The following is a 15,175-nucleotide window of genomic DNA, read 5'->3' on the forward strand; positions in this document are numbered from 1 at the left end:
GTGGCCCGCCGCGCCCGGCGCAGGGATCAAGCCTGACCGCCCGGAGCCGGGCACGGCGGGCCACACCCCCACCACCACGCACCGCAAGACAAGGCAGGAAGGAAGAAGAACTCAGACCCCGAGATACCGAAGCACCGCGAGCACCCGTCGGCTGTAACCCCCCGCCCGCGACAGCTCCAGCTTGTCGAAGATCGTGTTGATGTGCTTCTCCACCGCGCTCTGCGACACGTGCAGCCGCCCGGCGATCGTGGCGTTGGTGTGGCCCTGCGCCATGTGGTGCAGCACGTCCCGTTCGCGCGGTGTCAGCCGCGCCAGCGGGTCGGTGCGGTCGGCGCCGGCCAGGACCTGCCGCACCACCTCGGGGTCCAACGCCGTCGCGCCCTCGGCCACCCGGTCCAGGGCGTCGAGGAAGTCGTCCACCTGGGCGACCCGGTCCTTGAGCACGTAGCCGACGCCCTCGGGGCGGTCGGCGAGCAGCCGGGTGGCGTACCGCTTCTCGACGTACTGGGAGAGGACCAGGACTCCGGTGCCGGGCCAGCGCCGCCGGATCTCCAGGGCGGCCCGCAGCCCGTCGTCGGTGTGGGTCGGCGGCATCCGTACGTCGGTGACGACGACGTCGGGCCGGTGGCGGGCGACGGCGGCGACCACGTCGTCGGCGGTGGCGACGGCGGCGGCGACCTCGTGGCCCTCCTCGGCCAGCAGCCGGGCCAGGCCCTCACGCAGCAGCGTGGAGTCCTCGGCGAGCACTATCCGCACGGCAGCTCCACCGACACCGTGGTGGGCCCGCCGGCCGGGCTGTCGACCCGCAGCCGCCCGTCCTGCGCCGCGACCCGTCGCGCCAGGCCGGACAGCCCGCGCCCGGCGGGGTCGGCCCCGCCGACGCCGTCGTCGTGCACCGTCATCCGGACGAACTCCTCCCCGGCCCCGATCTCGACGGTGATCAGGGTAGCGGCGGCGTGCTTCGCCGCGTTGGTCAGCGCCTCGCACGCGACGAAGTACAGCACGGTCTCGACCTGCCGCTGCGGGCGTACCGGCAGGTCGCAGCGGACGCGGACGGGAACGTCGGAGCGCTGCGCGACCATCTCCAGCACCTGCCCGAGGTCGGCGTCGTCGAGCGCGGACGGGTACACCCGCCAGGCCACCTCGCGCAGTTCCGCGACGGCCTGCTGCGCGTCGGCGTGGGCCTGGGCGAGCAGCGCGGCGGTGCGCTCGGCGTCCCGGCTGCGGCGGGCCCGACCGAGCAGCATGCCGAGGGCGACCAGGCGCTGCTGGAGTCCGTCGTGCAGGTCCCGCTCGATGCGCTGCCGTTCGGCGTCCACGGCGGCGATGACGCCGGCGCGGCTGGCGGCCAACTCCCGGACCCGGTTCTCCAGGAGGGTGCGGGCGTTCGGGCCGAGCAGGCGCCGGGCGAGCCGGACGTCCAGCGCGGCCACGCTCGCCACGGCCTGCACGTTGACCAGGAGCAGCGCCGCGCCGACGACGGCCTGCAGTAGCGCGTCGGTCACGCCGAGGTCGCCGCGGAACACGGCCCGCACCACGATCGACGCCAGCACCACGCCGACGGCCAGCACCCCGTACGCGAGCAGGCCGAGCACCCCGGGCAGCAGGCGGGCGGCCAGGTAGCCGACCTCCCGCCGGCCCGCCGCCCCGGGCGGAACCTCGACGCCGTGGAACCGGGCCAGCCGGTCCCGCTCGTACCGCGTCAGCGTCGCGGCGTACCGGCGGATCGCGGTGCGGACGCGGCGGCGGGCCGGCGGCACGGCCGCGGCGCCGGCCACGGCGACGGCCGCGCCGAGGAGCAACAGCGCTTCGGCGGCGGCCGTGAGGATCCCGAGGGCGACCCCGACGGGGATCCGGGTCGGGCGTGGCGTCACCGACCGGGGCGCCTCCACCGGCTCAGCGCACCCCGTCGCGGTCCCACGGGGCGGGCGGCCCCTCGGAGTGGGCGCTGCGGTAGATGGTGCCCCGCCCGGCCGGGTCGGGCGCGTGGTGCAGCGGGGCGGGTCCGGGGGTCGGCTCCGGCTCGACGGCCGCTGCCGCGCCCCGCCGGGCGCGGATCACCCGGGAGACCACGAACCAGCCGACGGCCGCCACGCTGGCGACGATGACCACGTTCTGGAGCACGCCGACGTACCCCTCGACCAGGTGCCAGTTGTCACCGAGCAGGTAGCCGGCCATCACGAAGGTGGTGTTCCAGATCAGGCTGCCGAGGGTCGTGTAGACCGCGAACGTCCACACGGGCATGCGCTCCACGCCGGCCGGGATGGAGATCAGGCTGCGGAAGATCGGGATCATCCGGCCGAAGAAGACGGCCTTGACCCCGTGTCGCAGGAACCACGCCTCGGTGCGGTCAACGTCGCTGAGCTTGACCAGCGGCAGCCGCTCCGCGATCGCCCGGATCCGCTCCCGACCGAGCGCGGCGCCGATGTAGTACAGCGCGAGGGCGCCGAGCAGCGAACCGAGGGTGGTCCAGAAGATCGCGCTGACCACACTCATCCGCCCCTGACCGGCGACGAAGCCGGCGAGCGGCAGGATCACCTCGCTGGGGATCGGCGGGAAGAGGTTCTCCAGGGCGACGGCCAGGCCCGCGCCGGGACCACCGAGCCGTTCCACCAGGCCGGTGACGTAGCCGACGAGGCCGTCCTCCGGTGGTGCGGCCTCCCCCGTGGCGGTTCCGGTGGCGAGCAGGGCGTGCGCGGTACGAATCATGGCCCCCACGCTACGAACTCATCCTGAGAGCCGACCATGGGGCCGGCCGCCCGGTTCCGTCGGGCGACCGCACCGGGCGGGGTGCGGAAAACCGCAGGGGCCGCACCCCACGGACCGCGGCGTGGCCGCCGTCCTAGCCGGCCGCCCGCGCCGCGACCGCGCGGGCGGTCCGGCGGTGCGCGGCGGCCTCGTCGGGGCGGCCCAGCGCGGCGGCGAGGTCGCCGAGGTGGTGGACCACCGGGCCGAGGGTGAGGATGCCGCTGCCGGCTCCGGCCAGCTCGTCGGCGGCGGGCGCCAGTTCGGCGTACGCCCACCGCATCGTCGCGCCGTCACCGAGGGCCAGGGCGGCTCGGGCGGCGAGGCAGAGCCGGGCCTCGCGGAGCAGGTCGTGCGGTGACTCCGGGAGGGCGCGCAGCGCGGCGGCGGCCTCGCCCCGGTGGCCGGTGGAGAGCAGCACCAGGGGCCGGGCCCAGGGCTCGTACGGCCCGAAGTCCCCGTCCACCCAGTCGTGCCGCCCCGGCCCGCTGGCTCCCCGCTCCCCCGGTGCGGGTGACAGGCGCAGGCACAGCAGCGCGAGGGCGAACAGGCCGTGTTCCATGCCGGGCATCCCGCTGCCGGTGAGCGTGGACTGCGCGGCCCGGTACGCGGCCTCCGCCCCTTCCGGGTCGCCGCCGACCGCCAGCCGCAGGGCGGCGTACCACCGGGTGAAGACGCCCACCAGCGGCAGGTCGTACCGCTCGGCGAGGCGGTCCGCGGCGGCGGCGTGCGCGTCCGCGACCGTGAGGTCGGCGAGGGCGCAGTGCGCCTGCAGGAGGACGAGGTGGCCGAGGACCTCGAAGCTCACCAGCTCGTGCCGGGCGGCCAGGTCGACCAGTTCGGCGCCGATGCGGGCGCGCTCGGCGGCGAGACCGGCCCGGCCGAAGGAGTGCAGGAAGCGGGCGTTGAGCGCGTGCGCGAGCAGCGCCGGGTGCGACAGCCGCCGGGCGATGGCCTCCGCCTCGCAGGCCGCCCGGTGACCCCGGTCGGTGGTCGTGCCGCGCAACTCCAGGGCGAGGGTGCTCAGCAGCCGGCTGCGCCGTTCCGGCTCGTCGTCGCCGAGCGCGGCCAGCGTGCGCTCGGCGGCCCGGACGACCTGGTGGGAGAGGTGCTCGTCGTCGTTGCGGGTCCAGATCGCCGGGACGTCGAACGCGGTCAGCACGCTCGCGGCCAGGCCCGGATCGTCGAGCCCGACGGTAGTGGTGATCGCCGCCGACCGGAGCCGCCGCGCCTCGTCGAGGTGGCCGGTGACGGCGAGCGCCCGGCCCAGTCCCATGGCCGCGTCCAGCCGCCCGCGTACGTCGTCGCCGCCCGCACGGTCGTGGGCGGCGACCGCCTGCCGCCACAGGCGGGCCGCCTCGTGCGGGTGGAAGCGGCGTTCGGCCTGCTCTGCCGCCACCCGGGCGTAGCGCGCGGCGCGGGGCGCGGTGGCGCGGCTCGCCGCGCGGGCGAAGTGGTGGGCGAGGGCGGCGACGTCGTGCGGGTACAGCCGCTCGATGGCGTCGCCGGCGGCGGCGTGCCAGCGGGCCCGGCGCGGCGCGGACAGGTCGCCGTAGAGCGTGTCCCGCACCAGGATGTGGGTGAACCGCAGCCGCCCGTCGGCGTCGTGCTCGCCGAGGAAGCCGGCCGCCAGGGCGCGGTCCAGGGCGTCCAGCACCGGCGCGGGGTCGCCGGCCAGCGCGGCCAGCACGTCCGGGTCGACGTCGCGGCCGAGCACCGCCGCCTGCCGCAGCACGGTCTGCGCCGCGTCCGGCAACCGGGCCAGGCGGTGCCGGATCACGTCCCGCACCCCCGCCGGGACCTGGTGCAGCGCCGACTCGCCCTCGGCCGCGAGCAGCCGCGCCAGTTCCCGGACGAAGAACGGGTTCCCGCCGCTGCGGCGGTGGATCAGGCGTACCACCGCGGCGTCCAGCGCGTGTCCGGCAACGGCGCGGGCCAGGTCGCCCGTCGCCGGCTCGGGCAGGCCGCCGAGGTAGACCCGGACCGGTTCGGCGCGGGCCACGCGGGCCAGCGCGGCGGTCAGCTCCGGGGTGATCTCGGCGGCGCGGTACGTCCCCACGACCAGCAGCGGGCCGGCGACCGGCTCCGGCTCGCCGACCAGGGCGGTCAGCAGGTCCAGGGTGTCGGCGTCGGCGCGGTGCAGGTCGTCGACGACCAGCAGCACCGGCGCCCGGCCGGCCGCCGCCGACACCAGGGCGGCGGTGGCGCGGTGTACCCGGAACCGGGCCGCCGCCGGGTCCTCGTCGGGGCCGATGGCGTACGGCCCCGCGCCGGTGCTGAACGAACCCGGTCCGGTGGCCCCGGTGAGCGCCTCGGTGATCTGGGTCCACGGCCAGGCTGCGGGAGCGCCCTCGTACTCGGGGCTGCGGCCCCACGCCGTCGTCCAGCCGCCGGCGGCCAGCTCCCGGGCGAGCGCGTCGGCCAGGGCCGTCTTGCCCGCGCCCGCCTCGCCCGAGACGAGGGCCAGCACGGGGACGCCGCCCCGGGCGACGTGACCGGCGGTCTGCCGCAGGAGGGTCAACTCCTCGTCACGGCCGACGAACGGACGGCGGTCGTCACGCTCCCGGGCGCCGGTGGGCGCGGTCGCGCGCGGCGCCGCCGGGCGGTCGCGTCCCTGTTCGGTGCCGCCGCGAGCGGGCGGCACGGCGTCGGCCCGCGCCGGCGGGGGCGCCTCGGGCGGGATGAGTTCCGGCGCCTGGGCGAAGATGTCGGCCTCCAGTTGCCGCAGCCGGGGGCCCGGGTCGACGCCGAGTTCCGCCACCAGGGTGTCGCGGGCCTGCCGCAGCGCGGCCAGTGCCTCGCCCTGGCGACCCGACCGGTACAGGGCCGTGGCCAGCAACTGCCAGGCGTCCTCCCGCAGCGGGTGACCGCTGGCGTGGGCCCGCAGCCCGGTGGCGGCCTCGGCGGCCCGGCCCAGGGCCAGCAGCGCCTCGGCCCGCCGCTCGACGGCCAGCATCCGCAGCTCGTCGAGCCGGTCGATCTCGGCCCGGGCCCAGGGCTGTCCGGCGAACTCGGCGTACGCGGGGCCGCGCCACAGGGCGAGCGCGCCGTCCAGGCAGGCCAGCGCCGGACCGGGCCCGCCCGCTGCCAGCAGCTCGCCCGCCTCGGCGATCGCCGCCTCGAACCGCCAGGAGTCCACCGCGTCGGGCGCGGCACGCAGCGCGTACCCGGGCGGATCGGTCACCAACAGCCGGGCCGGCTGCCGGGGTGGCCGGCCCGGTTCCAGGGCCCGGCGCAGGTCGGCGACGAACGTCCGGATCGCCCCCACCGCGCCGTCCGAGGGCTCCTCCCACAGGTCACCGACGAGCCGGTCGACCGGCACGACCCGGCCCCGGGCGACGAGCAGGCGGGCCAGCACCGCCCGCTGGCGGGGGCCCTTCAGCGCGACGGGACCGAGGTCGTTCACCGCCTCCACCGGCCCGAGCACGCCGAAGGCCACCGCGGGTGCCGTCGACTGCCTGGTCATGGCACCAAATCTAGGCACGCCCGACCGCCGGCTTCCCCACGGCCGGGTCCGCGCGCCACTGACCCGTTGCTGACCGGTCGCTGACCGGCCCCGGGCAGGCTCGACGCCGGACGACGTGGTCCCCGCAGACCACCGCTCCCGCCACCTCACCGGTACCACAGGAAGGACCACCGTGAACCCGACCATCAGGGGATTCGACTACCGGCGCGTCACCGTCGCCGACGGCGTCACGCTCACCGCGGCCGTCGCCGGCTCCGGCAGCCCGGTCGTGCTGCTGCACGGCTTCCCACAGACCCACCTCATGTGGCGGCACGTCGCCGCCGACCTCGCCGCCGACCACACCGTGATCTGCCCGGACCTGCGCGGCTACGGCGACAGCGACAAGCCCGCCGACCCCGACGGCACCGCGTACGCGAAGCGAACCATGGCCGCCGACGTCGTCGCGCTGGCCCGCGCGCTGGGGCACGACCGCTTCGCCCTGGCCGGGCACGACCGGGGCGCGCTGGTCGCCGTCCGCGCCGGCCTCGACCATCCGCGGGCGGTCACCCACCTCGCCGCGCTCGACGTGCTGCCGACCCTCGACATGTGGGACGTCCTGCACGGCACGACCGCCGCCGTCGGCTTCCACCTCTACCTGATGGCCCAGCCGCCCGGCCTGCCCGAGCAGCTGATCGGTGCCAGCCCGGACGCCTTCTTCGGCCACTTCCTCGACGCCTGGACCCGGGACCCGGACGCCCTGCCCGCCGACGTGCGGGCCGCGTACCTGCGGGCGTCCCGGGAGGCCGTCACCTCGATCGTCGCCGACTACCGCGCCTCGGCCGGCGTCGACGTCGAGCACGACCGGGCCGACCGCGCGGCCGGCAACAGGCTGCGCATGCCGGTGACGGTGCTGCAGCAGGACTGGGGCTCGGCCCTCGGCTACGACGCGGCCGGGCTGTGGCGGGCGTGGGCACCGGACCTGGAGCACCGCACCGTCTCCTGCGGCCACTTCATGGCCGAGGAGTCGCCCGCCGAGGTCGTCAAGGCCCTGCGCGCCCTCCTGGCCAGGTAGCCGGCCGTACCGGGCTGGGGTGGCCCGGTGGTCCAGCGCACCCCGCGCGCCGACGGCCGGCCCGGGGTCCGTGGTCCGGGTCGGCTGAGCGGGGCGTCGGGCCGGCTGGGCGCGGCTCAGTCGTCGTCCTCGTCGTCGCCCGGCGGCCCGGTGTCCAACCGGTCGAGCAGGGCATCGAGGCGGGCCGCCGTGTCGGGCGAGATGTCCCCATCCTCGACCGCCTCGGCGAGCCGCTCCCGCAGGTCCTCGACCCGCTTCGGCCGGTCCTTCGGCTTGCCGCGGCTCAGGTCGGCGAGCTTGTCCCGCAACTGCTCGACCGTCTTCCGGTCGATCTCGCCCCGGGCCTGTGCCTGCACGAGCGCGGCGGCGAACTCGGCGGCGAGCTGGCGCAGGCCGATCGGGGCCGACTGTGCGGTCGACGGCGGGGCGGAGGGAGTGGCCTCCGACGTCGGAGACGTGGTGCTCGGCTCCTCGGCCGGCGTGACCGCGGACGGGGCGGCGGTCGGCGGCGGGTTTCCGTTGTCGTCGAGGGCCAGCACCCCGACGAGCCCGACGAGCAGCGCGACGCCGGCGGCGACCAGCACCGCGATCGGCCGGTTCCCCCGGGCCAGCGAGCCGGTGGCGGGGACGGGACGCGGGCCGCCGGCGGCCACGGGTCGGCCCGCCGGCACGCCGGCCAAGCCGGCCGCCGCCGGCACGCCGGCCCGGCCGGCGGTCACCGGGGATCCCGGCCGGCCGGTGGAGGCTGCCGAGGTGGGCAGCGAGCGGTCGACCAGCGTGGGCGGGTGCGCCGGCGGGACCGCGCCCGCCGCCGGGGCGGGCAGGGTCGGCAGGACCGCGGTGTGCGGGTCGGCGGGCGCCGCGCCGGCGAAGCGGGCGGCGAGCTGGGCCGAGGTGGGCCGGCGGGCCGGGTCGGCGGCGAGGCAGGCCAGGGTCAGGTCGGCGACGTCGGCGGGCAGGCCGGGGATCCGCAGGGGCGGCACGGGCGTGTGCCCGGCGTGCACCTCCAGCGCGTCCTCCCAGGTCCGCACGGGCAGCGGGGCCCGGCCGGTGAGGGTGCGGTAGAGCAGCGCGCCGAGGGCGTAGACGTCGCTGGCCGGGTTGGGCGGCCCGGGCCGCATCCGCTCCGGTGCGAAGTAGGCGGGCGTGCCCATCAGCAGCTCGCCGGTGTGCCCGGCCAGCGGGTGGTCCGGGCCGGCGAGCGCGGCGATGCCGAAGTCGAGCACCTTGGCGCCGGTCTCGGTGAGCATGACGTTGCCCGGCTTGATGTCGCGGTGCACCACCCCGATGCGGTGGGCGGCGGCGAGCGCGGCGGCGACCTGACCGGCCAGCCGGACGGCGTCCGGCCAGGCGAGCGGCCCGTCGGCGAGCCGGTCGGCGAGGTTGCGCCCCTCCACCAGCTCCATCACCAGGTACGGCACGACCGCGCCGCCGGCCATGCTCGCCTCGCCGTAGTCGTACACCTGGGTCACGTGGGGGTGGGTGAGCCGCGCGGCGGCGCGGGCCTCGCGCTGGATGGTGGCCCGCAGGTGCGGGTCGGTGCCGAACTCCCCGGCGAGGGCCTTGACCGCGACGGGGCGGTGCAGCACCTCGTCGTCGGCGCGCCACACCTCGGACATCCCGCCGAGGCCGATGCGCTCGCGCAGGACGTACCGGTCGTGCAACCGAAGGGTGGGCGAGAACGGCGACATAGCCGTTCAGTCTGCCTGGCCCGCCGGGGCGGCCACCACCCGCCATGCCCGGTTGCGCGCCGGCCGTCCCGATGGTACCGCGACGACCGGCCGCTCGGGTGGCGCACACCACCCGGGCGGCCGGCGGCGGGTCAGGAGCAGCGCTGCGGCGTGGGCAGCGACGGCGGCTGGATCCGGTCGGCGAGCCGGCGCAGGGCGCCGGCGGCGGCCAGCCGGGTGGGGGCGAGCCGCGCGGTGCGGGGGCGCTCCGCGCGGACCGGTGCGTCCGGCCGGGCGGAGTTGACGTGTCGGGTCACCGCGTCGATGGCGACGACGAAGCCGGTGGGCTGTTCCATGGTCAGCTCCTCGGGACGGGTCCGGTGGAGGTCCGGACGACGAGTGCGGTGGGCAGCAGGACGTGGCCGGCCGCCGGGTCGGCGGGCGGGTCGAGCAGCAGCCGGGCGGCGATGCGCCCCTTCTCCTCGGCGGGTTGCCGCACGGTGGTGAGGCCCGCCGCGGCGGCCTCGGCGATGTCGTCGAAGCCGGTGACCGAGACCGGTGGCGAGCCGGCCTCGGCGAGCGCGTCGAGGACGCCGAGGGCGAGCACGTCCGAGCCGGCCAGCACCGCCGTGGGCGGCTGCGGCGCGGCGAGCGCGGCGGCGACGGCCGCGGCGCCCGCCGACCTGCTGTTGCCGGTGGCGGCGAGCAGGGTCAGCTCGGACCAGGCGACGCCGACCTCGGCGAAGGCGTCGGCGAACCCGGCGAGGCGCGCCCGGGTGGTGGGGTGCGCGACGTCGGCCACGTCGGCGAGCCGCACCTCGCCCGGGGCCGCGCCGGGCCGGACGGCGTCGCCGAGCAGGGCGACGCGGCGGTGCCCGAGCCCGGCCACGTGCGCGGCGACCGCGCGGGCGGCGGCGCGCTCGTCGATGCCGACGTAGCGGTCGTCGGGGCCCGCGTCGTCGCGGGGCGCGGTGGTGACGACGGGCAGGCCCCGGTCGCGGAGCACGTCGACGATCCAGCCCTCGTCGCCGACGCAGTAGACGCAGAAGCCGTCGACGGCGGCGTTCTCCACCGCCCGCCGCGCGGCCGCCTCGTCGGCGGGCAGGGGCACGAGCAGCAGGCTGGTGTTGTGCCGCTCGGCCGCCTCGGCGACGCCGGCCAGGAAGCGGACCGCGAAGGGGTCGGTGAAGGCGTACGACAGTTGGGACTCGAAGAGCACCCCGACGGCGCCGACCCAGCCGCGCCGCAGCGACCGGGCCGTGGGGTTGGGACCGGGGTAGCCGAGCTGCCGGGCGGTGTCGAGGATCCGCTGGCGCAGCGCGGCGGAGAGCTGGTCGGGGCGGCTGTAGGCGTTGGAGACGGTGCTGCGGGACACGCCGACGGCGTCCGCGACGGCTTGCAGGGTCGGCTTCACCGCGCGCTCGCTCCTCTGTATCGATTCAGTCTGGATCGATACAGAGACTAGTGCCGACGGACGGCGGCGTCAATGCGACGCAGCGATCGACGGGCGCCGACAAGCCGCGACGGGCGGATGAAGAGAACGCCCCGCCCGGTCAGGCCGGGCGGGGCGGCGTCGAGGCAGCGGCGGTCAGGGCTTGCGGGCGACCGCGCCGTACACGCTGACCTCGGCCGCGGTGGGCCGGGGCAGCGGGGCGTCCTCGGCGCGCCACTCGGCGACCGAGGTGACCCCGGGCTCCACCACCTCGAGCCCGTCGAAGAACCGGGTGAACTCCGCCAGGCTCCGCAGACTGATCACGCCGTGCGGGCCGTCGCCCCGGCCGGCGGCCTTCGCCTCCCGCGCGACCTCCGGGGGCAGGTGGTCGTAGGTGGCGTGGGAGGCCGCCAGGTAGCTGCCGGACGGCAGCGCCTCGAGCAGCCGGGCGACCACGGCGTACGGGTCGTCGCCGTCGGGTACGAAGTGCAGGATCGCCACCAGCATCAGCGCCACCGGCCGGGACAGGTCGATGGTGCGCAGCAGGTCGGGGTGCTGGAGGATCTTCTCCGGGTCGCGCAGGTCGGCGTCGATGTACGCGGTGGCACCCTCCGGCGAGCTGCTGAGCAGCGCCCGGGCGTGCGCGAGCACGATCGGATCGTTGTCGACGTAGACCACCCGCGACTCGGGGGCGGTCACCTGGGCGACCTCGTGGGTGTTGTCGGCGGTCGGGATGCCGGTGCCGATGTCGAGGAACTGCCGGATGCCCGCCTCCCGGGCCAGGTGGCGTACGGCCCGCTGGAGGAAGCGACGGTTCTCCAGGGCGGCGGTGCGGATGGTCGGGAAGGCCGCCGCCACCGCGTCGCCGGAGTCCCGGTCGGCCTGGAAGTTGTCCTTGCCGCCCAGCCAGTAGTTGTACCGGCGCGCGGGGTGGGCCACCGACGTGTCGATGCGGTCGCTCGGGTGGGTGGGGCCGGTCGTCGGGCCCGGGGCGCCGGTAGTCAAGGATGCCTCCACGACTCTGCGCCAACCGCCACCGGTGGCGTCCGTCCACTGTCGCCGGTCGGCGACCATGGTAGCCGCACCGCCGCCCGGGACAGGGCCCCGCGGCCGGTCAACCCGGGTAGAGGTCGTCCAGGATCCGGCCGAGGATCTCCGGCGTACGCTCCGGCGGCTCGGCCTCGACGCAGAGTCGCTCCATCGCCACCGCGTAGTAGTCGAGGTCGTCGCGCTTGTCGAGGTAGAGCGCGCTGGTGAGCTGTTCGATGTAGACGATGTCCGGCAGGTCCTGGTCGCCGAAGCGCAGGATCGTGAAGGCACCGCCCGCCGCGGCGTGCCCGCCGGCCGCGAACGGGATGACCTGGAGCCGGATGTGCGGCGACTTGGTCGCCTCGACGAGTGCCGCCACCTGGCCGCGCATCACCTCCCGGCCGCCGATGGGCCGGCGCAGCGCGGCCTCGTCCACCACCGCCCACAGCAGCGGCGGGTTCTCGCGGCGCAGCAACCGCTGGCGCTGCATGCGCAGGGTGACCCGGCGCTCGATCTCGGCCGGCGCGGCCGTCCCGTGGCCGAGCAGCACCACCGCCCGGGCGTACTCCCGGGTCTGGAGCAGGCCGGGGACGAACTGGACCTCGTAGGAGCGGATGAGTGCCGCGGCGGCCTCCAGGCCGAGGTACGACTGGAACCAGCTCGGCAGCACGTCGCCGTAGCGGTGCCACCAGCCCGGGCTGTTGGCGTCCAGGGCGAGCTTGAGCAGCGCCTCGCGTTCCTCGGGCGCGGTGACACCGTAGAGGGTGAGCAGGTCGGCGACGTCGCGCTCCTTGAAGCCGACCCGGCCCAGCTCCATCCGGCTGATCTTCGACTCGGAGGCCCGGATCTCCCAGCCGGCGCCTTCCCGCGTCACCCCGCTGGACTCGCGGAGACGACGCAACTGGGCGCCGAGCAGCATGCGCAGCACGGTGGGCCCGGTGGCCGGGCCGCCCTCGGCGGGAACCATCGTCACTGCCGACCTCCGCATGCCGGATCATACCCGGCCGGGAGCCCCACCCCAGCCGACGTGTAAGCATGCCATGGACCGTGAGTGAGGAGAACTCCTAGGGAGAGGGCCCGTCCGTACCGCAGGCGGGACGAAGCGCTCAGCCGATGAGGTGGTCGAAGTCGCCGTCGCGGGCCCCGAGTACGAAGGCGGCGATCTCGTCCATCGTGTAGATCAGCGCGGGTCCCTCCGGGTGTCGCGAGTTGCGCAGGGCGATGCCGGCGCCGCCGGGCAGTTGGGCCAGCTCGACGCAGTTGCCGCTCGGGTTGCTCCGGCGGCTCTTCTGCCAGTTGAGCGGGGGCAACTGGTTGGCGGGAACGCCGTTCGGTGGCTGCTGCATGGGGCGTCTTTCTCTCCGCGGGCCGTCGCTGCCGGGCGGGCGGGGCTGTGGAGAGTCGCACGGCATCGACGAGAGGGGTTGGCTGCACGTGCATCTGCTCTTGCATCTGCACCGGCCAGCGAGCATGATAACGCAGGTGCGCGGTGCCCATCCGCTTACTCTGCGTCACCAACCGCTGGGCTGCCACCAGCGACGAAAGGGCCCGGGAACGGGCGTGTCACGCCACGCGCCGGGGGCCACGGGCATCGTGGCGATGGGAGGTCTCGTGCCGGATCCGCTCACCGTCGCGTCCGGCATCTGCGCCGCGGGGGCCCTCGTCACCACCTGGCAGCTACGCAGCCGCGCGCTGCGCGCCGAGGCCGAGATCAGGCACCTCCAGGCCGAGCTGACCGCCGAGCGGCACGCCGCCAACCACGACCCCCTCACCGGCCTGCCCAACCGCCGCGGGTTCTATCGGATCGCCGCCACGCTGCTCACCGACGCGGCCGGGCAACCGCTGATCGCCGTGGTGCTCGACCTCGACGACTTCAAGCAGATCAACGACCGCTACGGGCACGCCGCCGGCGACCAGGTGCTGATCAGCGTGGCCCAGCGGCTCGCCGCGTTCGCCGGGGACAACCTGGTGGCCCGCCTCGGCGGCGACGAGTTCGCCGGGCTGCTCACCAGCCCGACGGTGGACCGGCGATGGATCGAGCACGCCACCCGCCGGCTCTGCGAGAGCCTCGCCGCGCCGATCCCCCTCGGCGGGCTCAGCGTCCGGGTGACCGCGTCCGTCGGGCTGGCGCCGGTCACCGGGCCGGCGCAGCTCACCGAGGCGCTCGACCGGGCCGACGCCGCCATGTACCGGGCCAAGAGCCTCGGGTCGGCGGACTCGCCCCGGCAACTCGTCGACACCGCCCACCTGGCGGAGTGCTGACCCGACGGATCCGTGCCGCCGCACAGAGGGCACCACGCCTCGACGGGCGCAGGCGCACCGCGGGCTCGCCCGCCTCGACCTGACCGACGCCGCCCGGCCCAACCGAACTCCGGCGTCGGCACGTGGTTTCGACGTGTCTCGCGCCGTCTGCCGGGTATGCCGACAGGGTCAGCGCAGCGCCGGCCGAGAGGGGAAACGATCGTGGCCACCATCCGGGCCCTGGTCATAAACTGCACACTTAAACGGTCGCCCGCCCCGTCCAGCGCGGAGGTGCTCGGGCGCGAGGTGCTCGAGGACCTCGCCGAGCAGGGCGTCGAGGGCGAACTGGTCCGGGTCGTCGACCACGACGTACGGTTCGGGGTCTCCACCGACGAGGGCGACGGGGACGGGTGGCCGGCCATCCGGGCCAAGCTGCTGGCCGCGCAGATCCTCGTCGTCGCCACACCGATCTGGCTCGGCCAGCCGTCGGCCGTGTGCAAGATGGTCCTCGAACGCCTCGACGCCGAGCTGTCCGAGACCGACGCCGAGGGTCGGCTGCTCACCTACGGCAAGGTGGCCGGCGTCGCCGTCGTCGGCAACGAGGACGGCGCGCACCACACCATCGGCCAGGTGCAGCAGGCCCTCAACGAGGTCGGCTTCACCTGCCCCGCGGCCGGCGCCACCTACTGGGTGGGCGAGGCGCTGCACAAGGTCGACTACATCGACGCCCGGCCGAAGCCGGACACCACGGGCCGCACCACGAAGGCCCTGGCGCTCAACAGCGCGCACCTCGCCCGGCTGCTGGCCGAGCAGCCGTACCCGCCGCCCGACGCCATGGGCGCCGGGGTGGGGCCCAGCCGGGAGCCGGCCTGACCGTCAGCGCCGAGCCGTCCGAGGCGCCGGCGGGCCCGAGCGGTCAGCGCCAGCCGTAGCCGGCGCGCAGGGCCTGCCCGACCCGGTCGAAGCGGGCCCGGTCCAGCACCGCGCCCTCCCGGCGGATGTTGTCCTCCCGCATGGTCAGCACGCGGTCCAGGCGCACCCAGCTCGGCCGGTTGTCCCGGTCCCACTCACCCGGGCCGAGCGCGAGCCAGTGCCGCTGACCGTCGCGTTCGCTCTAGCTGGAGAGCATCAGCCCGAACAGGGTCCGGCTGTGCCGGCCCACCACCAGTACCGGGCGGTCCTTGCCCTGGCGCGGGTCGTCCTCGTACGGCACCCAGGTCCAGACGATCTCGCCCGGGTCGGCGTGCCCGTCGAGCTCCGGCGCGTACGCGAGCACGCGGCGCTGCAGCGCGGCGACCTGGCGGCGCCGGGCGACCTGCGCCGGGGCGGGGCCAGGCCGCCGGGGCGACGGGATGACACCGCCGATGCGCGCCGCCACACTCCTGAGAAGACCTGCCACGATCGGCAGCCTATCTTCCGCCGCGACGCCCGGCCGACCGGGAACAATCGGAACCTGTCAAGTCAAGTGAGACGTTTTCGTGGTCAGGTGTTCTGTAGATCTGCGGGTTGAGCTGCTGGTTTGTTGATCCACACCGTGGTCG

13 protein-coding genes and 1 pseudogene are annotated in these 15,175 nt (G+C 76.1%); 3 read left to right on the plus strand and 11 right to left on the minus strand.

Translation table 11 applies throughout. From position 1 onward, the window contains the following. Nucleotides 1-111: 111 nt before the first annotated feature. The 4 genes from AB0G14_RS32895 to AB0G14_RS32910 form a co-directional block, all read right to left on the minus strand. Nucleotides 112-756, minus strand: a complete 645-nt coding sequence (locus tag AB0G14_RS32895) for a response regulator transcription factor (RefSeq protein WP_357704226.1) — start codon at nucleotides 754-756, stop codon at nucleotides 112-114. After that, nucleotides 747-1,892: a histidine kinase gene (locus AB0G14_RS32900; protein ID WP_357704228.1), complete on the minus strand. Its 1,146-nt coding sequence runs from the start codon at nucleotides 1,890-1,892 to the stop codon at nucleotides 747-749. The genes AB0G14_RS32895 and AB0G14_RS32900 overlap by 10 nt, the downstream gene beginning before the upstream one ends. A 4-nt stretch (nucleotides 1,893-1,896) precedes the next feature. Further along, nucleotides 1,897-2,709: a DedA family protein gene (locus AB0G14_RS32905; RefSeq protein ID WP_357704230.1), complete on the minus strand. Its 813-nt coding sequence runs from the start codon at nucleotides 2,707-2,709 to the stop codon at nucleotides 1,897-1,899. A gap of 133 nt (nucleotides 2,710-2,842) precedes the next feature. After that, complete coding sequence (locus AB0G14_RS32910; protein WP_357704232.1) at nucleotides 2,843-6,211, minus strand: BTAD domain-containing putative transcriptional regulator; 3,369 nt, start codon at nucleotides 6,209-6,211, stop codon at nucleotides 2,843-2,845. Between the two features lie 172 nt (nucleotides 6,212-6,383). On the opposite strand from AB0G14_RS32910, the gene AB0G14_RS32915 reads away from it, so the two are divergent. Further along, nucleotides 6,384-7,262: an alpha/beta hydrolase gene (locus AB0G14_RS32915; protein ID WP_357704234.1), complete on the plus strand. Its 879-nt coding sequence runs from the start codon at nucleotides 6,384-6,386 to the stop codon at nucleotides 7,260-7,262. A 116-nt stretch (nucleotides 7,263-7,378) separates the two neighbouring features. On the opposite strand, the gene AB0G14_RS32920 is transcribed toward AB0G14_RS32915, so the two are convergent. From AB0G14_RS32920 to AB0G14_RS32945, 6 genes are all read right to left on the minus strand, one after another. Beyond that, the gene (locus tag AB0G14_RS32920; RefSeq protein ID WP_357704236.1) at nucleotides 7,379-8,953 is read right to left on the minus strand and encodes a protein kinase; all 1,575 of its coding nucleotides are present in this window, start codon (nucleotides 8,951-8,953) and stop codon (nucleotides 7,379-7,381) included. A gap of 131 nt (nucleotides 8,954-9,084) precedes the next feature. Further along, the gene (locus AB0G14_RS32925) at nucleotides 9,085-9,288 is read right to left on the minus strand and encodes a hypothetical protein (RefSeq protein ID WP_357704238.1); all 204 of its coding nucleotides are present in this window, start codon (nucleotides 9,286-9,288) and stop codon (nucleotides 9,085-9,087) included. Between the two features lie 2 nt (nucleotides 9,289-9,290). After that, entirely contained in the window at nucleotides 9,291-10,346 is a 1,056-nt protein-coding gene (locus AB0G14_RS32930) for a LacI family DNA-binding transcriptional regulator (RefSeq protein WP_357704240.1), read from the minus strand. 174 nt (nucleotides 10,347-10,520) lie between these two features. Continuing rightward, nucleotides 10,521-11,369 (minus strand): SAM-dependent methyltransferase, encoded by an 849-nt coding sequence (locus AB0G14_RS32935; RefSeq protein WP_357704242.1) that lies wholly within the window; start codon nucleotides 11,367-11,369, stop codon nucleotides 10,521-10,523. Nucleotides 11,370-11,478: 109 nt separating this feature from the next. Further along, on the minus strand, nucleotides 11,479-12,366 hold the full coding sequence (locus AB0G14_RS32940) for a helix-turn-helix transcriptional regulator (RefSeq protein ID WP_357704244.1): 888 nt from the start codon (nucleotides 12,364-12,366) through the stop codon (nucleotides 11,479-11,481). A 133-nt stretch (nucleotides 12,367-12,499) separates the two neighbouring features. Next, complete coding sequence (locus tag AB0G14_RS32945; protein WP_350684094.1) at nucleotides 12,500-12,739, minus strand: DUF397 domain-containing protein; 240 nt, start codon at nucleotides 12,737-12,739, stop codon at nucleotides 12,500-12,502. Nucleotides 12,740-13,004: 265 nt separating this feature from the next. Here AB0G14_RS32945 and AB0G14_RS32950 point away from each other — a divergent pair, with 265 nt between their 5' ends. Together AB0G14_RS32950 and AB0G14_RS32955 are read left to right on the plus strand one after the other, a co-directional pair. Beyond that, nucleotides 13,005-13,655, plus strand: coding sequence for a GGDEF domain-containing protein (locus tag AB0G14_RS32950; protein ID WP_357704247.1), 651 nt, complete (start codon nucleotides 13,005-13,007; stop codon nucleotides 13,653-13,655). A gap of 201 nt (nucleotides 13,656-13,856) precedes the next feature. After that, nucleotides 13,857-14,507 (plus strand): NAD(P)H-dependent oxidoreductase, encoded by a 651-nt coding sequence (locus AB0G14_RS32955; protein WP_357704248.1) that lies wholly within the window; start codon nucleotides 13,857-13,859, stop codon nucleotides 14,505-14,507. Between the two features lie 43 nt (nucleotides 14,508-14,550). Here AB0G14_RS32955 and AB0G14_RS32960 read toward each other — a convergent pair. Next, nucleotides 14,551-15,033: pseudogene (locus AB0G14_RS32960) on the minus strand (type II toxin-antitoxin system PemK/MazF family toxin). Between the last annotated feature and the right edge of the window lie 142 nt (nucleotides 15,034-15,175).

The sequence above is a fragment of the Micromonospora sp. NPDC023814 genome, assembly GCF_040639595.1.
GTDB lineage: Bacteria > Actinomycetota > Actinomycetes > Mycobacteriales > Micromonosporaceae > Micromonospora.